General features: G+C 66.6%; 22 protein-coding genes and 1 pseudogene. 10 read left to right on the top strand and 13 right to left on the bottom strand.

The features are described 5' to 3' along the window. Nucleotides 1-29 precede the first annotated feature (29 nt). From ACXYX3_RS25050 to ACXYX3_RS25025, 6 genes and pseudogenes are all read right to left on the bottom strand, one after another. Nucleotides 30-1,346, bottom strand: coding sequence for a hypothetical protein (locus ACXYX3_RS25050; RefSeq protein ID WP_458609434.1), 1,317 nt, complete (start codon nucleotides 1,344-1,346; stop codon nucleotides 30-32). Further along, nucleotides 1,343-1,753: a hypothetical protein gene (locus tag ACXYX3_RS25045; protein ID WP_458609433.1), complete on the bottom strand. Its 411-nt coding sequence runs from the start codon at nucleotides 1,751-1,753 to the stop codon at nucleotides 1,343-1,345. The genes ACXYX3_RS25050 and ACXYX3_RS25045 overlap by 4 nt, the downstream gene beginning before the upstream one ends. Then, the gene (locus ACXYX3_RS25040; RefSeq protein WP_241206754.1) at nucleotides 1,750-1,899 is read right to left on the bottom strand and encodes a hypothetical protein; all 150 of its coding nucleotides are present in this window, start codon (nucleotides 1,897-1,899) and stop codon (nucleotides 1,750-1,752) included. Before ACXYX3_RS25040 ends, ACXYX3_RS25045 begins: the two co-directional genes overlap by 4 nt. Continuing rightward, entirely contained in the window at nucleotides 1,896-3,734 is a 1,839-nt protein-coding gene (locus tag ACXYX3_RS25035; protein ID WP_241206755.1) for a hypothetical protein, read from the bottom strand. The genes ACXYX3_RS25040 and ACXYX3_RS25035 overlap by 4 nt, the downstream gene beginning before the upstream one ends. A 268-nt stretch (nucleotides 3,735-4,002) precedes the next feature. Then, nucleotides 4,003-5,397 (bottom strand): annotated as a pseudogene (locus ACXYX3_RS25030) (acyl-CoA dehydrogenase family protein). Beyond that, entirely contained in the window at nucleotides 5,394-5,843 is a 450-nt protein-coding gene (locus ACXYX3_RS25025; protein WP_458609432.1) for a DUF222 domain-containing protein, read from the bottom strand. Before ACXYX3_RS25025 ends, ACXYX3_RS25030 begins: the two are co-directional and overlap by 4 nt. A 165-nt stretch (nucleotides 5,844-6,008) precedes the next feature. Between ACXYX3_RS25025 and ACXYX3_RS25020 the strand changes: the two genes are divergently transcribed. The 6 genes from ACXYX3_RS25020 (at nucleotide 6,009) to ACXYX3_RS24995 (ending at nucleotide 12,468) form a co-directional block, all read left to right on the top strand. Continuing rightward, a complete protein-coding gene (locus ACXYX3_RS25020) occupies nucleotides 6,009-7,232 on the top strand; it encodes an ISL3 family transposase (protein WP_458609431.1) in 1,224 nt (407 codons plus the stop codon). Between the two features lie 307 nt (nucleotides 7,233-7,539). Beyond that, the gene (locus ACXYX3_RS25015; RefSeq protein ID WP_458609430.1) at nucleotides 7,540-8,757 is read left to right on the top strand and encodes an IS110 family RNA-guided transposase; all 1,218 of its coding nucleotides are present in this window, start codon (nucleotides 7,540-7,542) and stop codon (nucleotides 8,755-8,757) included. A 43-nt stretch (nucleotides 8,758-8,800) separates the two neighbouring features. Beyond that, nucleotides 8,801-9,256 (top strand): PPOX class F420-dependent oxidoreductase, encoded by a 456-nt coding sequence (locus ACXYX3_RS25010; protein WP_458609429.1) that lies wholly within the window; start codon nucleotides 8,801-8,803, stop codon nucleotides 9,254-9,256. Nucleotides 9,257-9,461: 205 nt separating this feature from the next. Next, on the top strand, nucleotides 9,462-10,697 hold the full coding sequence (locus ACXYX3_RS25005; RefSeq protein WP_458609428.1) for a glycosyltransferase family 4 protein: 1,236 nt from the start codon (nucleotides 9,462-9,464) through the stop codon (nucleotides 10,695-10,697). Beyond that, on the top strand, nucleotides 10,691-11,404 hold the full coding sequence (locus ACXYX3_RS25000) for a class I SAM-dependent methyltransferase (RefSeq protein WP_458609427.1): 714 nt from the start codon (nucleotides 10,691-10,693) through the stop codon (nucleotides 11,402-11,404). The genes ACXYX3_RS25005 and ACXYX3_RS25000 overlap by 7 nt, the downstream gene beginning before the upstream one ends. Further along, nucleotides 11,404-12,468, top strand: coding sequence for a prenyltransferase (locus tag ACXYX3_RS24995; RefSeq protein WP_458609426.1), 1,065 nt, complete (start codon nucleotides 11,404-11,406; stop codon nucleotides 12,466-12,468). Before ACXYX3_RS25000 ends, ACXYX3_RS24995 begins: the two co-directional genes overlap by 1 nt. Here ACXYX3_RS24995 and ACXYX3_RS24990 read toward each other — a convergent pair. Continuing rightward, a complete protein-coding gene (locus tag ACXYX3_RS24990; RefSeq protein WP_458609425.1) occupies nucleotides 12,465-13,127 on the bottom strand; it encodes a class I SAM-dependent methyltransferase in 663 nt (220 codons plus the stop codon). The two genes, ACXYX3_RS24995 and ACXYX3_RS24990, sit on opposite strands and share 4 nt — an antisense overlap. A gap of 53 nt (nucleotides 13,128-13,180) precedes the next feature. Here ACXYX3_RS24990 and ACXYX3_RS24985 point away from each other — a divergent pair, with 53 nt between their 5' ends. Then, nucleotides 13,181-13,750, top strand: coding sequence for a TetR family transcriptional regulator (locus tag ACXYX3_RS24985; protein ID WP_458609424.1), 570 nt, complete (start codon nucleotides 13,181-13,183; stop codon nucleotides 13,748-13,750). On the opposite strand, the gene ACXYX3_RS24980 is transcribed toward ACXYX3_RS24985, so the two are convergent. The 3 genes from ACXYX3_RS24980 to ACXYX3_RS24970 form a co-directional block, all read right to left on the bottom strand. Next, the gene (locus tag ACXYX3_RS24980) at nucleotides 13,747-13,986 is read right to left on the bottom strand and encodes a hypothetical protein (RefSeq protein ID WP_241206764.1); all 240 of its coding nucleotides are present in this window, start codon (nucleotides 13,984-13,986) and stop codon (nucleotides 13,747-13,749) included. The genes ACXYX3_RS24985 and ACXYX3_RS24980 overlap by 4 nt on opposite strands. After that, the gene (locus tag ACXYX3_RS24975) at nucleotides 13,986-14,570 is read right to left on the bottom strand and encodes a sensor domain-containing protein (protein ID WP_458609423.1); all 585 of its coding nucleotides are present in this window, start codon (nucleotides 14,568-14,570) and stop codon (nucleotides 13,986-13,988) included. Before ACXYX3_RS24975 ends, ACXYX3_RS24980 begins: the two co-directional genes overlap by 1 nt. Before the next feature lie 116 nt (nucleotides 14,571-14,686). Then, complete coding sequence (locus tag ACXYX3_RS24970) at nucleotides 14,687-15,160, bottom strand: hypothetical protein (protein WP_458609422.1); 474 nt, start codon at nucleotides 15,158-15,160, stop codon at nucleotides 14,687-14,689. 389 nt (nucleotides 15,161-15,549) lie between these two features. On the opposite strand from ACXYX3_RS24970, the gene ACXYX3_RS24965 reads away from it, so the two are divergent. The 3 genes from ACXYX3_RS24965 to ACXYX3_RS24955 all read left to right on the top strand — a co-directional run bounded on the left by ACXYX3_RS24965 (nucleotide 15,550) and on the right by ACXYX3_RS24955 (nucleotide 17,639). Continuing rightward, entirely contained in the window at nucleotides 15,550-16,239 is a 690-nt protein-coding gene (locus tag ACXYX3_RS24965) for an MspA family porin (protein WP_458609421.1), read from the top strand. Nucleotides 16,240-16,308: 69 nt separating this feature from the next. Next, nucleotides 16,309-17,013 (top strand): MspA family porin, encoded by a 705-nt coding sequence (locus ACXYX3_RS24960; protein WP_241206768.1) that lies wholly within the window; start codon nucleotides 16,309-16,311, stop codon nucleotides 17,011-17,013. After that, the gene (locus tag ACXYX3_RS24955; RefSeq protein WP_458609420.1) at nucleotides 17,010-17,639 is read left to right on the top strand and encodes a hypothetical protein; all 630 of its coding nucleotides are present in this window, start codon (nucleotides 17,010-17,012) and stop codon (nucleotides 17,637-17,639) included. Before ACXYX3_RS24960 ends, ACXYX3_RS24955 begins: the two co-directional genes overlap by 4 nt. 129 nt (nucleotides 17,640-17,768) lie before the next feature. Here the strand turns inward: ACXYX3_RS24955 and ACXYX3_RS24950 are convergent, their stop codons facing one another. From ACXYX3_RS24950 to ACXYX3_RS24940, 3 genes are all read right to left on the bottom strand, one after another. Further along, nucleotides 17,769-19,082 (bottom strand): hypothetical protein, encoded by a 1,314-nt coding sequence (locus ACXYX3_RS24950; RefSeq protein ID WP_458609419.1) that lies wholly within the window; start codon nucleotides 19,080-19,082, stop codon nucleotides 17,769-17,771. 127 nt (nucleotides 19,083-19,209) lie between these two features. Next, entirely contained in the window at nucleotides 19,210-19,797 is a 588-nt protein-coding gene (locus tag ACXYX3_RS24945) for a TetR/AcrR family transcriptional regulator (RefSeq protein ID WP_458609418.1), read from the bottom strand. Nucleotides 19,798-19,882: 85 nt separating this feature from the next. Then, nucleotides 19,883-21,139: an integrase catalytic domain-containing protein gene (locus ACXYX3_RS24940; protein WP_176215952.1), complete on the bottom strand. Its 1,257-nt coding sequence runs from the start codon at nucleotides 21,137-21,139 to the stop codon at nucleotides 19,883-19,885. Between the last annotated feature and the right edge of the window lie 23 nt (nucleotides 21,140-21,162).

Genomic DNA, 21,162 nt, shown 5'->3' with positions numbered 1-21,162 from the left:
AGCGTCGGAGACGCCCCCGGTATGCGAAGTCAGCCACCGAACAGCAAATACAACCCCAGGAATGTGTAGCCGACCATCACCAACATCATGGCCAGCTGCCCGGTCACCTGATGCGCCCGCGGGAGCAAAGCCAATGAGCGGTCGTGCGCGGCGATGACACCGGCGATGTGGCCGGCGACGACGAAGCCCACCTTGAGCGTGGCGCCCACCGCGGGATGCATCGAGAGCAGGTAGCTGACCTCGTTGTCGGCCAGACCCAGGACATTCCAGCCTCGACCGAGCGGGTCCGCCAGCCGGATGATCGCCTCCTGCCCGCGCTCGACCAGGTAGGTGAGGTAGTGGGCGAACACGTAACCGATGACGATCGGGATCAGCGAATGGGCCATCTCGGCCGGCAGTTCACGCCGCCGCTGCGCATCCACGCCTCCGGTGCAGCGGGCCGCCAGGGTGAAGGACCCCGCGACCACTACGGCGAACAGCAGCAGACCCGCCGTCCGCAGCAGGCTGGCCGTCACCGCCGAGTCCGTGACCCGGTCGGAGAAATTGCGGAACGCGGGCGTCGCGGAGAAGCTGTCGAACGCGGTCGAGCCGAGCAGCACTGACAGCACCGCGACGACGCCGGGGCGCACCGGCAGCGTCGGCAGGTGATCGAACGGGTTGCCGATCGCGATCCGGCCGTCGGGATTGCGGCGCATCGGAGAGAGCCGGGACGCGACGACGCTGTAGACCTCGAACGGATCCGCGCGGGCGCACCATCGGGTGCCGCACCACAGCGTGCCCGCGAACGTGATGGCCAGGTAGACGAGGAGCCAGATCCGGATCGCGTGCAGGGACCCGGGATCCGGGCTGGCCAACTCGAGCCAGACGAATGCGAACAAGCCCACCGCGGCCGGCCAGTACCCCAGCCGCTCGGGGTAGCTGCGTCCCAGCGAGGGTCTGCCAATGACGCGGTGCACGGCACGGACCGGCGAGATGGCCCGCCACACCGGGCCCAACAGCAGGGACAGCGCGACGAGCCCCACCCACAGCAGCACGTAGAACACGCCGGGGAGCGCGTTGTCGGATGTCTGCGGCCCGAAGACGGCGGCCATCGCCACCCACGCCGTCAACACCAGCGTCAGCACCGTCACGATCCAGCGGGTCGCCGTCGCGTCGACGACACGCGTGACCACGCCGGGAAGAGCCCGGCCCGGCCGCGTTGCGTCGAACTTCGGTGTCCGCCACGCCAGCGCGACGACGGCGAACGTGAACGTCAGTGCCCAGGCCGCACCGATCAGGGCGTACGTGAACGGGATCGGCAGATCGGTCGAGCCGCCCAACCCGTGGGCGAGCACGTGGGAGGTCACTGAACGGCGATGGTGGCGATGGTCTTGTTCAGCTCGTGCAGTTCGATGTCGATGCGCCCGGGTACGCCGGCGGAGAACTGGAATGTCTGGCCGGGACCGACGGCGATCGGGAACGAATGCTCGGGCGTGGAGTGCACGTGCAGTTCGTCGACGGCGTCACTGTCGACCTGAATCACGATGGGCTGGTTGACCTTCGCCTGCAATTGTTCGTTGGTCGGCGTGACCTGGCCGTCCTTGATCGTCACGTCGACCACGACCCGCTGCGGCGGGTTCTGCGCGTCGGTCATCTGCGTCGGCGCCGGGCCGCCCGCGCTGGAACTCGCGGTGCCGGCGTCGTCACTCTTGTTGCCTCCGCACCCGGCGATCAGCAGAGCCGCAGCGGCACTCAGCACGAGAAGTCTTCTCACGGTTCCCCTGTCTCGTCGGACTTCTTGCGGTTCTTCCTGGCGATGTAGAACACCACGCCGGCCACCACGAACGCCGGGGCGAACGCGGGCAGCGCCAACCAGATCGAGTGATCCGCGAGGATCACCACCTCCGCCGCCGGGGTCATGCCTGCGCGGAGGGTTGCAGCTCGTTCTCGCTGCCGGTCGGCTCGTTGTTGTTGATGCGGCCACCACCCCAGCTGATCCCGGCGATCATCGCCAGAGTGCAGACCAGCACGATGAGGCAGCCGATGAGCCACAGCGAGGCGGGGATGTCGGGGCTGCGCTCGCGCTGGAGGATGGTGATCTCCGAGACGAACGGCCGGGTGAACTGCGCCTCGGCCGGTACCTCCTCGGCGCCGATACCCGGATCTCCGGCAAGGAAGATGGGCACCGCGGTCAGTGTGGTGCCGTCGTGGACGCGCAGCAGCGTCTTCCACTGCCCCGACACGGGCATCGGCTTGGTCGAGACGTAATGGCCCGGCCCCACCTGGTCGAGGTGATCGATGAACTGACCGCGTTCGTTGGCCAGCCCGCCCTGCCACGCGAGCACCGACACCCAGTTGGGGTCGTCGCTGATCGCGTCCGGAGGGTTGAAGCGCACATCGGCGGTCACGAAGCGTCCTGGGCCGGGCCCCTGGGTTTCCGTCAGCGCGAAGGTCGCAGTCTCGTTCTGCGGCACCGAATATCGCAGGCCGTTGGCGGTGGCGCCTCCGATCGCGAGCACGGTCAGCACGACCAGGCCGATGGACATCGCCCGACCGGGCAGCTTCCGCCCGGTGAGGACCATGCCGATCATGCCTCCGCAGCCGCCCGCCAAGATGGCGACGGGCACGGACATCGCCAGCGCCTCGGGCCAGATGCTGGTCGGCCACGGGTAGGGGTAGATGGCGTCGATCCACAGCGACTCCAGCCACAGCCCGACGGTGGCGACGCCCAGGCCGCTGACCATGCCGAAGAGCACCGGACGTTTGAACAGCGGTGTGAGCGCCACCAACTCCACGACCAGGGCGGGGCCGAGATACAGCGGGAACCAGTTCACGGGCGCGTCGAGCAGAGGCGCGACCATGAACGCGATGATCCCGCGCAGACCGATGGCCACGACGGCGGCGATGATCGCCGCGCCGCGACCGAGGAAGATGCGGGCGGCGACAAGAGCCACCGCGGCCGCCGCCGCGATCAGCATCGGCTGGAACACCTGCCGGAATTGCGGCACCCCGAAGTCGAATTCGATCTGGTACACCGAGAGGCCGATGAGGACACCGGCGAACGCGAGGTACTGGATGAACTTCAGCCCGATGCCGTCGCGCGGGGCGTCCGCGCCGACCGCTCGCTTGCCTTCGACTTCCAGATAGGCCGCGGCGATCGTGGAGAAGCCGGCGCCGCCGATCATCATCAGGTGCGTCGGACCCCACAGCGTGACGTCCTGGCCGAAGATGCGGTGCCACACGTCGTCGAGCGGGAAGCCGATCAGCGCGTACATGCCGCAGCCGGCCATCACGATGCCGCCGACCGGGGCGTACCAGTTGTCGGTGATGCGGACGGCGGCCGGACCCGGCTTGTCGAAGGGCAGCACGATCGCCGTGCATCCCGCGATGAACACGAAGAACAGCCCGATGATGATGAAGTAGTGCGCCGGGTTGGCCAGCGGACCGGGATCGCGGCCCTTGCCGATGTGCAGGCTGACGTCCCAGATGAAGCCGAACAGCGCGCAGATGATCGCGCTGACGAAGATCGCGACGGGCAGTGCCACCCATCCCGGCCGGTGGAACTTACGGCCCAACCACTCGGCGAGGTCGGCCAGCCAGGAGATCCTGTGCTGGCGGTGCAGATATCCGATCCACAGCAGGACCGCGGTGACGGCGAGAGCCACTGCGGACAGGCCGAACACCTGGCTGAGTTCGGCGCCACCACCTTCGCTGCCCTGTGCGAGCACCGCGACGTCCGGTCGAGAATGCGTCATCGTCATTCCTGTTCACCCGTGCCGATGGAGTCCTTACTGGGCGGTAATGTTGCCAGAAGCACCTCAGGTGAAACCAGGGGTATCGGGTTTTTTCACCAACCGACATCTTGACGCGTTCATGACGTCGCTGCTGCCACTGCCTGGTGCATGCGTGCGAACGTCCGGCGCCCGGCGCAGCCGACGATCACACCACGGGCGCCAGTTCTGTCCGCGCGCCCCCGCCTCGATGTGTTGCTGGCAACCACGCCCGCGGGTTTGCGGCACGGCGTCACTTCTTGGGCGGGCGCAGCACCTTCATGGCAGCGTTCATCACCGGCGCCGGCACCCGGTCCTTCATCGCGAGCGCAGTGTTGGCCGCCTGCGTGCGCGCGGGTGTACCGCGCCCGAACATGCGGTTCAGCGGACCGCCGGTGGGTTCCAGGTCGACGTGCAGTGGTGGTCTGCCCTCAGCGGCCCCCAGCGCGTTGGAGATGACGATCCGCTGGATCTCGCTGGTGCCTTCGAAGATGGTGTAGAGCTTCGCGTCCCGGTACCACTTCTCCACGGGGTGGTCCTTGATGTAGCCCCAGCCGCCCATCGTCTGGATGGCCCGCTCGGTGGTCCGCACCGCCAATTCACTGGCGGCCAACTTCGACATCGAGCCCTCGCCGCGTTCGAACCGCACTCCCGTGGCCGCCATCCACGACGCCCGCCAGGTCAACAACCGGGCGGCGTCCAGCCCCGTGGCCAGATCTGCCAGCGGGAACGCGATGCCCTGGTTGTCGATGATGGGCCCGCCGAAGGCCTCGCGCCGCTTGGCGTATTCGGTGACGTATTCCAGTGCGGCCCGGGTGATTCCGAGCGCCTGGGCGGCGACCATCGGCCGCGTCTGCTCGAACGTCCCCAGCGTGGCGGAGCCCGAGTGCTTGCCGCCCTCGACGGCTTCGCGTGCTTTGGCCAGCTTGTGCTCGAGCTTCTCGTGTCCGCCGAGGAGGTTCTCCGCCGGCACTCGCACGCCGTTGAACTTCAGCTCGGCGGTGTGCGAAGCGCGGCAGCCGAGCTTGTCGAGCTTGCGGACCATCTCCAAGCCCGGGGTGCCGCCCGGCACGATGAACAGCGCCTGACCTTTGTGGCCCAGCTCCTGGTCGACGACGGCATTCACGACATGCACATTGGCGATGCCGCCGTTGCCGATCCACATCTTGTGGCCGTCGATGATCCAGTCCGCATCCGGGCCGTCACCGTCGCGCCGGGCCGTCGTCCGCAGATTCCGGACATCACTGCCGCCCTCTGGTTCGGAGATCGCTAGCGCGGCGAGCTTGATGTCACCCGGGGTGCCGAAGCACTCCGGCGCCCACTGGAGCATCTGCTCGGGTGAGGCGGCCTGTCCGATCGCCGACAGCGCCAGCGCGGGCATCACCACGGCCAGTCCGATGCCGGCGCAGCCCCAGAACAGTTCCTCCATGAACATCGGCAGGGACAGGCCGGTCGGGTCGCCGATGAGATCTCGGTAGAACAGCGGACTCTAGAAGCCCCTCTGCGCCGCCTCTTCGAGAACCGGCCATGGGAATTCCTGGCGCTGGTCGTACTCGGCGGCTACGGGTCGAACGACCTGCTCTGCGAATTCGTGTGTGCGCCTTGCCAAGTCGTGCTGGGCGACGGTCGGGGTGATGTCGAAGGTCACGACGGCACCCCCGCGGACATCAGCACGGATGTCACCTCAGTTGTCGGCCGGCCGATCGATCCGAACATGCGCACCACCGCCTTCTCCCTGCGCCTCGGCTGACGGGGTACCCACGGTGACATCGAAATCCACCGATCACGCGGACAACGCCTGCGGGGGCCGCCGGCCTCCACGATGCGCCGTTGCGCCTCGCCGACGGAGATGCGCAATCGACGGGACAGCACCTGGGCCCACGAACCGCCGCCGAGCTCCGCCGGCGGAGGCCCGCTCACCAGCCGACGGATGATGCGGCGTTGGAGGGCGACGACCGCCTTGTCCAGCTCCTCGAGCCGCACCGTCAGCGCGCGCAGATCGGTGGGGCGGAGTTCGTGCAGCGGCAGGTCGGCCAGCGCACGGTAGGCGATATCGAGGGCGTCGAGGGCGGTGAACACATCATTCGAACTCATGTGGCGCTCCTAGTGTTCTCATGGGCGCATTCATGCTGGTCAGCAAGGTTTTGCGGTGCGATACAACGGGATCGGCGTTCCTTGGGTGAATTGAGGGACGCGCACGCGGTGTGCCTCTAGGTTTCGGGGTTACCACACCAACCGCAACCACAAGGAACGATCCGCGTGCGCGTCAGTACTGCATTTAACCGTCTGCTGGCCATTCCCGGAGCCACCGTCACCGACGTCGTGATCGGCGATGGCGACATCGAGGTCATGCTTCGGCCCCGAGCCCGGCTGATGACCTGTCCGTGCGGCAAACGGTGGCCCACCGCATACGATCGGCGCCGCCGGCGGTGGCGACATCTTGACCTGGCGCGTTGCCGGCTCTGGCTGGTCTATGACATTCGGCGAGTGAACTGCCCCAAGTGTGGAGTGACCACCGAAGCGGTGCCCTGGGCCCGACCCCTAGCCCGCCATACCCGCGACTTCGAAGACATGGTGCTGTGGCTGGCTCAACGCACCGACCGCACCTCTGTATCGACGTTGATGCGCTGCGCCTGGGAGACGGTGACCGCGATCATCCACCGAGGCGTCGCCGAATTGCTCGACCAACGCCGACTCGACACGCTCTACCGTATCGGCGTCGATGAGATCTGCTACCGCCACCCGCACCGCTACCTGACGATCATCGGCGACCACGACACCGGCACCGTCATCGATATCCAGCCCGGACGAAGCAAGGAGTCCTTAACGAACTTCTATGACAGTCAACCTGATTCGATCCTCGACCAGATCGAAGCAGTCAGCATGGACGTCTCAAGCATCTACACCAGCGCCACGAAAGAACATCTCCCCAAGGCGGTCATCTGCTACGACGGCTTCCACCTGATGCAATGGGTCAACCGCGCCCTAGACCGCGTCTACGCCGAATCGATGACCGGACCCGGCCGGACCGCAATGAGCACCGCAGACTGGAAAACCGGACGCTGGGCGCTGCGCACCGGAGAGAACAAACTCAGCGACACCAAACGCGACCTGGTCAACCACATCACCCGCACCAACCGACGCATCGGACGGGCCTGGACCCTCAAAGAACAAGCCCGCGACCTCTACCGCTACGACCATCCACCCGGGGTCGCCCGCCAACGACTCAAAGCCTGGATCACCGCCGCCAAACGCTCCCGCATCCCCGTCTTCATCTCCCTCGGCAAACGCTTCCAGACCTACTTCGAGCCCATTCTGGCCGCCATCGAACTCCGCATCTCCAACGCCCTCCTCGAAGGCATCAACGCCACCACCAGGCTCGTCAACGCCCGCGGCTACGGCCACCACTCCGCCCAAACACTGGCCGCAATGATCTACCTCTGCCGCGGCGGACTACACCCCCAGCTACCCACAAAAACATGAGGAGCCGCACTCATGTTCGAGACTCTATGGGGCACCACCGACATTGATGCTGTTAATCAGTTTCGGGTGAGGATGGTCTTGCTCGTTCGCCGCCGGTGATGACTCGTCCGCTGACTGACGCCCTGTTGGGTTGTCTTCCAATTGATTTGTCTCACCGGCGACGTGCGGGCAAGCACCGCAACAGCCCTGGTAGGGCGGACATGACTTAATCAGGAGCCTGTCCGCTGCCTCATCAATGTCTTGTCTGCCCGCCCTACCGGGTTGTCACTCATCGCACGGTTCATTGCACGGAGAGGACACCACCATCGTGACACCCCGACGTCGCGTCGTCATCGGCATCGACACCCACCTCGACACCATTCACCTGGCCGCGATCACCGATACCAGTCAACTGCTCGGTGATGCCGAATTTGCCACCAGCCCGACCGGGTATTGGGCGGCGATCTGCTGGGCGCGTAGCTTCGGCGAGGTCGTCTCCGTCGGCGTTGAGGGAACCAGCTCCTATGGCGCGGGCATCACACAGGCATTGCAGGCCAACGATATTCACACCGTCGAGGTCAATCGTCCCGACCGCGCCGCACGGCGTAAGCAAGGGAAATCTGATCCACTCGATGCCTACAGCGCTGCCCGCGCGGTGTTGGCCGGCCACAGCCTAGCCGTGCCCAAAGACCCCCACACCGGGGCGCTCAAAGCTCTATTGGTCGCCCGCCGCGGCGCGATCAAAGCCCGCACTGCAGCGATCAATCAGATCAAAGACCTCCTGGTCACCGCTCCGGCCGAGCTCCGCGAGCGTTATCGCCGCTACCCCACGACGCTGCGCCTGATCGACGCGCTGGCGCGGTGTCGCCCCACCGCGCACGAGGACCCTACCGCCGTATCGGTGCTGATCGCCTGCAAAGCACTGGCACAGCGCATCGAGTTCCTCGAGCGCCAAGACCGCGACCTGGCCGCCGAGCTCGATTCCCTGACCACAGCGCTCAACCCCGCCCTGCGGGCGGCCTACGGCGTCGGGCCCGATACTGCCGCCCAACTGCTTATCACCGCCGGCACCAACAGCCACCGCCTCCGCAGCGAGGCAGCGTTCGCGATGCTCGCCGGCGCCGCGCCGATACCCGCCTCCTCGGGAAAGACCACCCGGCATCGGCTCTCCCGCGGTGGAGACCGCGCCGCCAACAACGCTTTGCACCGCATCGCTCTAGTGCGTTGGTCCCATGAGCCGCGCACCCGCGATTACGTCGCCCGACAACTGGCTGTCGGACGTTCCAAAAAGGACGTCCTGCGGCTGCTCAAACGAGCCATCGCCCGCGAAATGTTTCGACACCTCACCGCACCCAGCCCGATCGACGACTACAGCGATCTACGCCCCACCCGACAAGCCCGCAAGATCACCCTCACCACCGTCGCCAACCATTTCGGGGTCTGGCCCACCCAGATCTCCCGACTCGAACGTGGCCTCAAACGCGACGACACCCTCGCCACCAACTACCGCCGCTGGCTAAACACCCAGCTCATCGATGTCGCTTGACGCTTAACAGAGATAGGAGCATCACGTCGAATATCCTGCGGTGATGGCCCGAAAGTATGCGACTGCCGACACCGTCGCCGCCGACGAACTGCACGACTTCATCCGACCGCGTCATCAGATGGTGCTCACCACGTTCCGTGCCGACGGGTCGCTGCAGACGTCGCCGGTGACCGGCGGTCTCGACGAGCAGGGCCGCATCGTGGTGGCCAGCTATCCGCAGCGGGCCAAGGCGGCCAATATCCGCCGGAACCCGCGTGCCAGCGTGCTGGTGCTCAGCGATGAGTTCAACGGTCCTTACGTCCAGGTCGACGGTTCGGCCGAGGTGATCGCGCTGCCGGCGGCGGTCGAGCCTCTGGTGGAGTACTTCCGCGCGGTGGCCGGTGAACACCCCGACTGGGACGAGTACCGGCAGGCGATGGTGGACCAAGGAAAGTGCCTGATCAGGGTCACGCCGCAACGATGGGGTCCGGTCGCCACCGGCGGCTTCCCGCCGTCGTGACCGAGAGGTCGGGCAGGACGGCCGGCACCGATTGTGGTAGTCAGAGCTAGCAGACGCGTTGCATCAGCTAGCACGTCAAACTATAGTCTGGACACATGTCCAGGAGGGGTTCGGATTTCTTGCGCCACATGATTCGGCCAGCTCGCAGCGGTTCCTCGCGCTGGACTCGCACCCATCTTCCTACTCCGGCATAGGTGAGCTGACGATGCGTATCGCCTTGCTGTCCTATCGGAGCAAGACACACTGTGGCGGGCAGGGCGTCTACGTGCGCCACCTCAGCCGCGGATTGGTCGAGCTCGGCCACCAGGTCGAGCTCTTCTCCGGACAGCCCTATCCCGAGGGGCTCGATCCGCGCGTGCGCCTGACCAAGGTGCCCAGTCTCGACCTCTACCGCGAGCCGGATCCCTTCCGCGTGCCGCGGCCCAGCGAGATCCGGACCAGCATCGACCTCGAGGAACTGCTGACCACCTGGACGGCGGGGTTCCCGGAGCCGAAGACGTTCAGCAAGCGGGTGGCCCGGCTGCTCGCCGATCGGCTCGACGATTTCGACGTCGTCCACGACAACCAGTGTCTGGGTACCGGGCTGCTCGACATCGCCGCCTTGGGAATGCCCGTCGTTGCCACCGTCCATCACCCGATCACGCGCGACCGTGTCGTCGAGGTGGCAGCGGCGCCGTGGTGGCGCAAGCCGCTCGTACGTCGCTGGTACGCCTTCGCCGAGATGCAGAAGGCGGTCGCGCGCCGGATCCCCGAACTCGTCACCGTCTCCTCGACGTCGGCGACCGACATCGCCGAGGACTTCGCGGTCGACCCGCGCCAGTTGCACGTCGTACCCCTCGGAGTGGACACCGAGCTCTTCGGTCCGGCAGAACATCGGGTCCGCAACCGGATCATCGCGATCGCCAGCGCCGACGTGCCCCTCAAAGGCGTGAGCCATCTCCTGCACGCGATCGCCCGACTGCGCGTGGAACGGGACCTGGAACTGCAACTGGTCGCCAAGCTCGAACCCAACGGGCCCACGGAGAAGCTCATCGCCGAATTGGGCATTTCCGACATCGTGCACAGCTCCAGCGGGCTGTCCGACACGGAACTGGCCGACCTGCTGGCCTCAGCCGAGGTCGCGTGCATTCCCTCACTCTACGAAGGGTTTTCGCTGCCGGCCGTGGAGGCGATGGCCAGCGGCACCCCGATCGTCGCCAGCCGGGCGGGCGCGTTACCCGAGGTCGTCGGCGCCGACGGCGACTGTGCACGATTGGTGACTCCGGCCAATGTCGACGAGTTGACCGCCGTGCTGGGTGAGCTGCTCGACTCGCCACTGGAAATGCGCAGGCTCGGTGCCAACGGACGGCGCCGCGCACTCGATGTGTTCAGCTGGGAATCCGTTGCCGCACAGACGGTGGCGGTGTACCAACAAGCTCGGGAAAGGGTCGCTGCATGCTGACCGTGGACTTCGACCGCCTCGGTGTCGGTGCGGGAACCAAGGTGATCGACGTCGGCTGCGGAGCCGGCCGGCACACGTTCGAGGCGTTCCGGCGCGGCGCCGATGTCATCGGATTCGACCAGAACGCCGCCGATCTGAACGACGTCGACGCGATCCTGCAGGCGATGAAGGAGCAGGGGGAGGCGCCTTCATCGGCCAGAGGTGAGGCCGTCAAGGGTGACGCTCTGGATCTCCCGTACCCTGCCGCCACGTTCGACTGCGTGATCGCCTCGGAAATCCTCGAACACGTCCCCGAAGACGACCGCGCCATCGCAGAACTGGTGCGCGTCCTCAAACCCGGTGGAGCACTGGCGATCACGGTTCCGCGCTGGCTGCCCGAGCGCATCTGCTGGGCGCTGTCGGACTCCTACCACGCCAACGAGGGCGGCCACATCCGCATCTACCGGGCCGATGAACTGCGCGACAAGGTGCTCGGGCACGGACTGACGTTGACACACACCCACCACGCGCACGCGCTGCACTCGCCGTACTGGTGGCTCAAATGCGCGGTCGGAACCGAACGGGAAGGTCATCCCGCCGTCGGCGCGTACCACAAGATGCTGGTGTGGGACATGATGAGTCGCCCCTGGTTGACCCGAACCGCCGAGGCGGTTCTCAACCCGGTCATCGGTAAGAGCGTCGCCCTCTACTTCACCAAGCCGAGCTGATGGCCAACGTCCCCCACGTGGCAGGCGTCTTCACGCCCGAACAGTGCCTGCAGACCGCGGAATCCATTGCCGCGACGCAGGAGTCTTCGGGTGCGATTCCCTGGTCGGTGGGTGGACACACGGACCCGTGGGATCACATCGAGAACGCGATGGCGCTGACCGCAGCCGGCCTGCTGGACAACGCGCGAGCGGCTTTCGAGTGGTCGCGGGTCATGCAGCGGGCCGACGGCAGCTGGCCGATCCAGCTTCGTGCCGGCGTCGTCGAAGATCCCCACAGCGACAGCAACTTCTGTGCCTACATCGCAACCGGCGTGTGGCACCACGTGCTCGTGACCGGCGACCGTGGTTTCGCCGAATCGATGTGGCCGGTGGTCACCAAAGCCATCGACTTCGTCCTGAGCCTGCAGAAGAGTACCGGCGAGATCGCTTGGGCGGCAGGTCCTTCCGGCCGTGCCGAGGAAGCTCTGCTGACGGGGTGCTCGAGCATCCACCACAGCATCCGATGTGCGCTGGCGCTGGCCGACTATCTGGGCGAGCCGCAACCGGAGTGGGAGGTCGCGGTGGGGCGTCTCGGGCACGCCATCGCCGAGCACCCCGAGGGATTCACCGTCAAGGACCGCTGGTCGATGGAGTGGTACTACCCGGTGCTGGGCGGCGCCGTCCGAGGCCCGCGCGCGCAGGAGCGCATCGACGCCCGCTGGCACGACTTCGTCGTCCCCGGTCTGGGCATCCGCTGCGTGGACGACCGGCCCTGGGTCACCGGTGCCGAAACGTGTGAGCTGGTGCTGGCACTCGAGGCGATGGGTGACCGCAGCAGGGCCCATGAACAGTTCACGGCGATGCATCATCTACGCGAAGAGGACGGCTCCTACTGGACCGGTCTGGTGTACGCCGACGGAAAGCGCTGGCCCGTGGAGCGCACCACATGGACGGGGGCGGCGGTGATCCTGGCTGCCGACGCGTTGTCCTCGGCGACTCCGGGCAGCGGCATCTTCCGCGGCTCCGATCTGCCGCGGGGCCTGGAGGGCGAGTACGACTGCGAGTGCGCGATCAGCGAGCGCTAGCGTCCGCCGAGCGTCCCGGCCTCGCCGGTGACCCTTTCCAACACCCTCATCGAACCCGTCGCGACGACCTCGCGGAAGTCGCCGCAGTCCAGAGCGCGTCGATAGATGTGGAACGGCGCTTGACCGCCGTCGGCCGGATCGGGGAACACATCGTGGATCACCAGCGCACCGCCCTTCTCCACCCACTGCGCCCAGCCGTCGAAGTCGCGTTGCGCGGCCTCCTCGGTGTGGCCGCCGTCGATGAACAACAGCCGCAACGGTGTTCGCCACCCGCGCGCCACGACATAGGAGCGGCCGACCACCGCGACGACGTGCTCGTCCAAGCCGGCCGCGTCGAGTGTGTGACGCAGGGTCGGCAAGGTGTCGAACAGGCCGGTGACGGGGTCGACCAGCGACGAGTCGTGGTACTCCCAGCCCGCCTGGTGCTCCTCGGAGCCGTGGTGATGGTCGACGGTGAACACCAGACCCCCCGTCTGCTGCGCGGCCGCACCCAGCATCACAGTGGACTTACCGCAGTAGGTGCCGATCTCGACAGCCACCCCGTCGCCCAGGTAGCGCAGCGCGGTGTCGTAGAGCGCTCGGCCCTCGTCGGCGGGCATGAATCCCGTGACCCGCTGCGCGAGCTCGAACAGTGTTGCGGCGGCAGGCGGCATCGTCATGGCCTTCAACCTACCGTTGCTGGCATCAGTGGGTTGTAGTAGCGTCCGGACATGTGTCCGATCCGGCCCACGAGTCGACTCGACGGCGCCTGACGGCCAAGCAGGTCGAAACCGTGGAGCGGCTCGGGCAGGCCGCGGTCACCGTCCTCGGCCGTGAGGGGTTCGCCGGTCTGACGGTGCGGCGAGTCGCCGCTGAAGCCGGCGTCGGCGCGGCGACCGCATACACGTACTTCTCGTCAAAAGAGCATCTGGTGGCCGAGGTCTTCTGGCGCCGCCTCGCCGGATCTCCCTGTGTACCGCACCGATCCGAGGATCCGGCCGTACGGGTCATCGAGGTGTTGGGTCACATCTCCCAGCCGGTGGCCGACGAGCCGGAGTTCGCCGGCGCGGTGACGGCAGCGCTGCTCGGACGTGACCCCGATGTCGAGGTGCTGCGCCTGCGTATCGGTCGCGACATCAGGGACCGACTGTCGCAGGCCGTCGGCGCCGACGCCGACCCCGGTGTCGTCGACACGCTCGAACTGCTGTATTCCGGGGCACTGGTGAGAGCGGGCATGGGATACGCCTCCTATGAGGAGATCGCTCGGAGACTGGCGACCGCGGCACGCCTTCTACTGGGTTAGCCCCGGTCGGCGCGCTCGACCAGTGCGGCGCACATCGCGCGCACAGAAGCCACCTCGGTCTGCCGCAGCTTGATCAACCGACGAATGTTGCGTCCCCGCTCCGACTTCCGGGCTGCAGGCGGCAACTTCCGCAATTCGGTGCAACGCTCGACGATCTCGGTCTCGAGCTCCTGCCAGCGCGTGGTGAGCATGGTCAGGTAGTAGGCCGCCTGAGCGTCGGCCGGTGGAGGTCTCACTACCCGGTGGTGGGGACATGGGAGGCGATCAGATCGGCGATCTGGCTCGCTTGACGCACCTCGACGGTGTTCGGAACACAAGCCAGCACGTCGATGACCACGTTGGCACGTGTCGAGATCACATGCTCGCACGACGATGTGCTGGCGCCGGCCGACCGGCTGATGGTCATGCGGAGACGATCGGTGCCGGTATCGAGATCACCGCTGCGCCAACGGGGGAGGCGCTGATCGTTCAGCGTGATGTTGACCGTGTGGTTGGTGCACTTGGACCAGCGGTCGGCAGACCGGGTGACGAAATCGCGCGCGGTATCGGCGCTCGGATAGGACACCACCGACTGGACCACGGAGGACCGCCACTGATCGTTGCCAGGAGCGCGAAGCAACTGGCGTCGCACGGAATCCCACGTCCCGTCGTCGGACGTGCCGTAGATCGCGGATTCCCCCGGATGCCAGACACCCAGGCAGTTCACGTTCGGGAGCAGGTTGCGGTTGTCGTCCATGGCGGTGTCGACCGGCTGGGCGATCAACGGAGCACCGTTCATCATTGACTGCACGTCGTTGGTGCTCAGCAGGAGATCACTCAATGCCGAATCGGGAACGAGTACAGGAGGATTCGCTGTCGGTCGAGCATAACTGCACCCCGCTGCGAGCGTCGCCACCGCAGCGATGCCCAGAGCCGCCCAGCGTCGTCGCCGTCGTCTCATGCGTGTGTGCCCGCGACAGCGCAGGCCTGTTGCGCGGCGACAGCGTCGTTGTTGAGCTCGTCGGCGGTCGTGTTCAGCGTGTCGCGGCCTCCCCGCAAGCCCATCTTGATGAGCAGCTTGGTGGCGTCGACCGACCACCGTCGCATCGGATCGGCCACGCCAGGCGGCACGCCCGGGGTGTTCGCGGCGGACATCGCGACGGCCGCGCCCTGGCGTAACGCGGTGCGGCCCAGGACATTACTGTTCTCCACCGCGGGATCGGAGTAGGTCTCGGTCGCGTAACCGTCCAGTGAGTCGGCGAAGTCCCCGTAGTAGGTCGCCGTGGAGTCGAGCACCTGGGCGAACTGGCTGCAGGCTGCGACCGCCGCGGGATCCGCGCTGTCGGAGCCCGGAGTGGCCACCTGGATCGCCGGCGCACCCGGATCGGCCATCGCGTCGACGGGTTGTGCAGTGGCAGGCGATGACAGCAACAGAACTGCGCACACGCTCCCGCACGCGGGTAAGAGGGCTTTCGCGACGATGCGTTCGATTGTCACGGTGTTCTCCGATTCCTTCACTGTCCTGATTTATCGACGGGAAGCGTTCGCAATCAACGTTTCCTAGCGCACGGTGGATGCACTCAATGCGGTCAAGGTGAACGGATGGCGAACCGGCAGAGGCGTGCTGTGGACTATTCAGAGGTTGGCGACAAGCTCACAGTGAACCTCACAGCGTACTTTCAGCAAAGAGGTGCACTCGATAGGCGCCGGGCTCGAGGCCGTCGCCGCCCGTTCACCAGAACGACACCCGGCCAGTGGACGCTCTGCGGGTCAATGGCGATATCCCGTTCCCCGCATCCACGAGAGGCGTCGTCGAACCAATGTTGAACCGCTATGTCACGCTCGCCGCTGTCTGCCTGGCGGCACCGGTGTGGGTCGCGCCGCTTGTCGCAGCGGAGCCGGCTCCTCCCAATCCAGGTGTACAGCCTGTCGCGGACGCGGCACCTGTCCCGCCGCCGCCCGACGGAGCGGTCCCGTCCGGCCCTCCCGGAATCCTCGACACCCCTGACGGCTGGCACCTGGAAGTGTCGGGGAGCAGCGAAACCCAGCTTCCGGTGGCGCCGCTGACCACCGCGATCTCGTCGCGCGAGTACCTCGTGAGCGGCACCTTCACGGGCAAGATCACCGGCAAGGGCAAGACCACTTTGGCCGGCGGGTCGATGGAGGCCGGTGAGCAGATCGGCTGCGGCATCATCTCCGACGAGACGGAGATCAACCCCGGCGCGAGCATCACGCCCAGCATCGGCATCCCGTTCACGGGTAACCCGGCGTTCGGCGCCTCCCTCAGCCTGCAGGGCAAGGTCTACCTCAAGCCCGGCACGGTCACGACGGTGGCACTCGACAAGAAGTCTTTCAAGGGCACCTCGACCCGTATCACGCTGACCGGTGTGCGGGTCAAGACCGATCAGTGCGCGGGTCAGTCCTTCATCCGGTCCTATGCGACGTTGACCAGCTCGACTGACAACACCGACGACGTCGTCACCTACCTCGGCGTGACGAAGGCGGTGTAGGCCCACCCGGACCCTCGTTCGTCATCACAGACTTCGCTGACCGAAAGACTCTGAGAGGCAATCGTATCCATGAAGAAGAAGCTCCTCGCGCTGGCCGCCGCCGGCCTCGTCCTCCCGGCTTTCGCGGTACCCACCGCGCTCGCCCAGCCGGCTCCGCCGGCCCCACTGCCGCCGCCGGTCGACGGTGCGCCGCCGCCGGACGCCGGGCCGCCGCCGGACAACGGTGTCGTGGCATCCGCGCCGCCCGGAGTGGTCATGTCGCCGGACGGATGGCAGCTCAGCGTCGCCGCCACCGGTGAGACCCAGCTGCCGATCGCCCCGCTGACCACCGCGGTGTCCTCGCGCGAATACCTGGTCGGCGGAACGTTTGTCGGCACGGTGACCGGGAACGGCAAGACCAAGCTCAACGGCGGCGTGCTCGAGGCTGGCTACCAGATCGGTTGCGGTATCGAGCTCGGCCAGGTCCGGCTCATCGGTTCGGTGGGTGTCGGCACGTCGGGGTCGACGCTGACCGGGGGTCTCGTGCCGACGGGCGTGAACTTCCCGATCTCCGGCACCCTCGAGATCCACCTCAAGCCCGGCACGGTGAACCAGGTGTCGGTGGACAAGAAGTCGTTCAAGGCGGCGCCCGCCCGCGTCACGCTCAAGGACGTACACATCAAGGTCGACGGGTGTGCGGGACAGTCGTTCCTGCGGTCCTACGCGACATTGACCAGCTCTACGACCGACACCGACGACATCGTGGCGTACTACGGCGTCACGAAGTCCGTATGACCCTGGTGATCCGGCAGGCACCGGCGGCGCTTCTGGCCGCCGGTGCCGCTGTCGTCTTCGCGGCGGTGGCCAACGCCCAGCCGCCGGCGCCGCCGGAGCCACTGCCGCCCGCACCGGCGCCTGCGCCGGCGCCGGGTCCGACCATCCCGGTGATCGGTGCTCCGCTCGGTCCGCAAGGCTGGAACATGCTCGCTCAGGCGGACCAACCCGCTGTTCCGGGAATGCTGGGGGCTCCGCCGATCTCCGGCATCGACCGCACCACGGTCCTCGGCCAGAACGCGGTGCCGTCGGCGCCGGGCGCCGGTCCGGGCGTCGTACCGAACCTGCGGGCCTTCAACAACGCCTACGGGGTGCCGCAGAACGAGGTGCCGTCGGCGCCGGGACAGGGCCAGCAGTTCGACGTCGCGCCCGGGGACGAGAACGCCGACGTCAATGGTCGTACCTGGCTGGGTCGCTACATCGACCTGTACCGCGATGGGCGACTGAGGGGTTCGCTGTTGGGTCAGTTGCCGCAGCAGCAACTCGGTGAGCCGCTGCCGGGGACCGCTCCGCCTGCCGGGACGAACATCCCGCCGGGGTTGGTGCAGTTCCTGCCCGATCCGGCAGTACCCCCTCCACCGCCCTGACCGTGCTGCGCGAAAGTGCTCCCTGTGCTGTGAATTGACGTTCGCGGCCGCGGTGTGAGCACTTTCGCGACGTACCAGTCATACGACGATCGGCCCCCACGGTTCGTGGGGGCCGATCGCTGTGTGAGGTCAGGCGGCGTCGGCCTCGGGCTTGCGGTGCTTGCCGCCGAGCGACGGAGCAGCCTTCTTCTTCTCCGAGTCGTCTTTCGTCGCGGTCTTGCCGTCTGCTGGGGAGTCGGTCTCCGCCTTCTTCGTCTCGGATGTCGTCTGATCGGTGCTGTGGGTGCCGTCGGTGCTGTCGGTGTCAGAGGCGTTGTCGGCCTTCGTGTCCGATGTCGAGGCTGCCTCGTCGACGGTCGGCTCGGACGACTCCTTCACCTCGACGGCACGGTGCTTGCCGCCGAGCGCTTTGGGCGTCTCCGCGGTGTCGGGCTCGACGGACTCGTCAGCGACGCCGTGGCCGGCGCTCAGCTGCGACAGGAACGGGTGCGGGCTGTCGAGCACGGTCACCGCCGTGTCGTCGCCGGCGAGCAGGTTCGGGGCGTGCCGCGCCTGCAGTGCCACCTGTGCATCGTTGCCGCCGAAGATCTGGTCGATGATGCTCTTGTTGTAGGCGAGCTCGCTCTTGACTGCGGTGGAGATGCCGGGCAGGGCGCCCTTGAGGTTGGCCTTGACGGTGTCGACGTACGCGGGGATCTCGCTGGTGCGGTTGGTCAGCACATAGGTGACCACCGAGAGGGGCAGCGACACCAGCTGGACGACGGCATTGGCCGCGCTGCCGACGGCCTTCGAGACGCCCAGGAAGTTGTGATACGGAATCGTCAGCAGCTGCAGCAGCAGCGTGCCCTGATCCACCGGATCTGCTGCTGCGGCAACGGTGGTGGCGGACGCGGCGACGTTCGGCAGCTGATCCTTCGGGCCGAACACCTGCGAGAGCAGGTCGAGGTCGTACTGCACCTCACTCTTGATCGCTGTGGAGATCCCGGGCAGCGCACCGTCGACGTTCTTTCGGACGGTGGCGATGTAATCGGGGATCTCGCCTGCGCGGTTGGTCAGCACGTAGGTGGCGACCGAGAACGGCAGCGACGCGACCTGCAGGTAGGCGTTGACGGCACTGCCGACGGCCTTGGAGACACCGAGAACATTGTGGTACGGAGCCGTGAGCAGCTGCAGCAGTAGCGTGGCCCGGTCGACGCCGGACAACTCGGCCATCGTGTCGACCGCCTCCACCAGCGTGGCCTCGTTTGCCGGTGCGACAGGCGAATTCAGCGTTCGAAGCGACGGCGGAACCGGGTCGAAGGTGGTGACCGCGGCGGACAACTCGACGGGGATCGTCGCGATGGCGCGCACGGAATCGGGGGTGGTGGTCGGGATCATCGCCGGAGCCGCCAGGCAGGCGGCCGAGACGAATGTCACGAGGGGTTTGCCAATGGACGAGTGCATACCGTCGCCTTCATACAGGGGTGTCAGGACGGACGGAAATGTACGGGCCTCGCACATGGGGATCCGGAACACATTGCAGCGCGCAGTTTCTCAGCAGTTGAACGCGCGGCGACTTTCCTGGGAGCGGCTAGCCGACGACCAGTGCCGCTGCCGCGGCGGTTGCCGGTTCGGTGATCTCGGCGACGTCGCGGCCGTCTTCGACGACGAAGGCCGTCAACTCGCGCAATCCTCCGAGCAGGATCAGCGCGGTCGTGGCGGGTAGTGGGTGCACCCCGGCCCGCTGGAACCCCGGGCTGGCGGTCAGCGTCGTCAGCAGCTCGGTGAGGTCGCCCATCACCTGGCGGTGCAGCGGCCGTGCGACGACTCCCAGGGCGGGCGCTTCTCTGATCCAGCACAGCGTGATGGCCGGGCGCGCCCCGATGTGGGCCACATAGGCGTCGACCGCCTGCCGGATCTGCGATCTCCATTCATCCTCTGGCGCAACGGCGCCGCGGATACTCGCCATCAGCTCGGCGTTGTTGCGTCTGAGCAGTTCGATCAGGCACTGCTCCTTGCCGGCGAAGTGCTCGTAGAAGGTGCGCTTCGAGGTGCGTGCGTGCCGGACGATGTCGGCGACGGTGCTGTCGCGGTAACCGCGCTCGCCGATCGACGCGGCCAACCCGTCGAGCAATCGGTCCAGTGTCGGCATCGACATCGGCACTGCTGGCTCGGTCATCGTCACCTCCGTGATGCCTCAGATCAAGATGCCCGCGAAATCTGATCCATGCCTCAGGTAAGAATGCCCGCGAAACGGCGTTGGGTCAGGAGGCCTTGATCCGGATGCCTTTGCGGGTGTCGGGTAGGGCGGTGGGGATGCTGGCGAGGTAGAGCTGTTCGGTTTTCTCCTTGGCCAGCTGGAGAAGTCGGTTCTGCAGGTCGGCGATCTGGCGTCCCATCGCGGCCGGGTTCAGGCTGTCGCGGTAGGTCAGGAGCTCCGATTCTTGGGCTGGTGAGAGGACGCCGGCCGCCAGTAGCCGGTCCAGTGGGGTCTTGGGCTGGTCGTAGAGACGGCGGCGCCGGCCGTCACCGCTGCTGGCGTAGCCGATGGGTTTGATGGTGGGGGTCAGGTAGTTGAGCCGGTCGTTGACCAGAGGCCAGAGCCGGTTGAGCACCGCACGTTCCTCGTCGGTGTCGTAGCGGTAGTAGAACCCGTACTTGCGGACGAGATGGTTGTTCTTGGACTCGATGGTGGCCTGGTCGTTCTTCTTGTACGGCCGGGAGCGGGTGAAGAAGATCTCCATCTGCCCGGCCCATTTGATGACGGCTTTGTTGAGGAACTCGGTGCCGTTGTCGAAGTCCAAACCAGTTACCTCATACGGTATTTCATGCACACCTGCTTTCAGGGCGGCCAGGATGTGGGTGTGGGCGTTGTTGCGCACGGTCCGCGTGAAAGTCCAGCCGGTGTGCACATCGGTGAGGTTGAGGGTGCGGGCGAACTCGCCCTTCAACGTCGGCCCGCAGTGCGCGACGGTGTCTCCTTCGAAAAAGCCTGGCGCAGCTTCGATTTCGTCGGTGGCCTTGCGAATCTTGACCGACGAGCGCAACAGCGGCGAGGGCTTGGTGGTGGACTTGCCCTTGATCTGGTCTTTGGCTTTCACCGGCGCCAGATAGCGGTCGATTGACGCCGCGCTCATCGCCAACAGCTCCTCGCGCACCGTCGGGCTGTAACGGTCACGGCCAAAGACCAACTCGCCGTGGCGCTCCAACCCGTCGAGCTGCAGGGCCATCGAAGCAGCCAGGTACTTGCCGCACTGCCCACCCGAGGCGGCCCAGACCTTCTGCAGCACCTTACGGGTGTCATAGCTGTACTTCGGCGAGCGCGGTTTGCGCGGCCGTTTTGCGACACTGCGGCCCGCACCCGGCGGGCGCCTGGCCGCTACCGTGAGCCGCCGGCGGGCGTTATCACGCGACCAGCCGGTCACCTCGACCACCTGATCCAGAATCCGGCCCCGGTCCTTCTTCGAAGCCCTCACATACGCCTTGGCGTACCTGGCGGTGACCTCGGCACGAGACGCCATCGACAACCCACTTCCCATGCTCC

The organism is Mycobacterium sp. Panama NTM2, from assembly GCF_054355555.1.
Note: the sequence above shows the minus strand (reverse complement) of the source record. Positions and strands in the feature narration are given on the sequence as shown.

Bases quoted from the DNA above. Each gene is read 5' to 3' on its own strand.
- ACXYX3_RS25040 (WP_241206754.1), bottom strand. From the start codon at position 1,899: ATGACCCCGGCGGCGGAGGTGGTGATCCTCGCGGATCACTCGATCTGG.
- ACXYX3_RS25035 (WP_241206755.1), bottom strand. From the start codon at position 3,734: ATGACGCATTCTCGACCGGACGTCGCGGTGCTCGCACAGGGCAGCGAA.
- ACXYX3_RS25025 (WP_458609432.1), bottom strand. From the start codon at position 5,843: ATGAGTTCGAATGATGTGTTCACCGCCCTCGACGCCCTCGATATCGCC.
- ACXYX3_RS25010 (WP_458609429.1), top strand. From the start codon at position 8,801: ATGGCCCGAAAGTATGCGACTGCCGACACCGTCGCCGCCGACGAACTG.
- ACXYX3_RS25005 (WP_458609428.1), top strand. From the start codon at position 9,462: ATGCGTATCGCCTTGCTGTCCTATCGGAGCAAGACACACTGTGGCGGG.
- ACXYX3_RS25000 (WP_458609427.1), top strand. From the start codon at position 10,691: ATGCTGACCGTGGACTTCGACCGCCTCGGTGTCGGTGCGGGAACCAAG.
- ACXYX3_RS24995 (WP_458609426.1), top strand. From the start codon at position 11,404: ATGGCCAACGTCCCCCACGTGGCAGGCGTCTTCACGCCCGAACAGTGC.
- ACXYX3_RS24990 (WP_458609425.1), bottom strand. From the start codon at position 13,127: ATGACGATGCCGCCTGCCGCCGCAACACTGTTCGAGCTCGCGCAGCGG.
- ACXYX3_RS24965 (WP_458609421.1), top strand. From the start codon at position 15,550: ATGTTGAACCGCTATGTCACGCTCGCCGCTGTCTGCCTGGCGGCACCG.
- ACXYX3_RS24960 (WP_241206768.1), top strand. From the start codon at position 16,309: ATGAAGAAGAAGCTCCTCGCGCTGGCCGCCGCCGGCCTCGTCCTCCCG.
- ACXYX3_RS24955 (WP_458609420.1), top strand. From the start codon at position 17,010: ATGACCCTGGTGATCCGGCAGGCACCGGCGGCGCTTCTGGCCGCCGGT.
- ACXYX3_RS24950 (WP_458609419.1), bottom strand. From the start codon at position 19,082: ATGCACTCGTCCATTGGCAAACCCCTCGTGACATTCGTCTCGGCCGCC.
- ACXYX3_RS24945 (WP_458609418.1), bottom strand. From the start codon at position 19,797: ATGACCGAGCCAGCAGTGCCGATGTCGATGCCGACACTGGACCGATTG.
- ACXYX3_RS24940 (WP_176215952.1), bottom strand. From the start codon at position 21,139: ATGGCGTCTCGTGCCGAGGTCACCGCCAGGTACGCCAAGGCGTATGTG.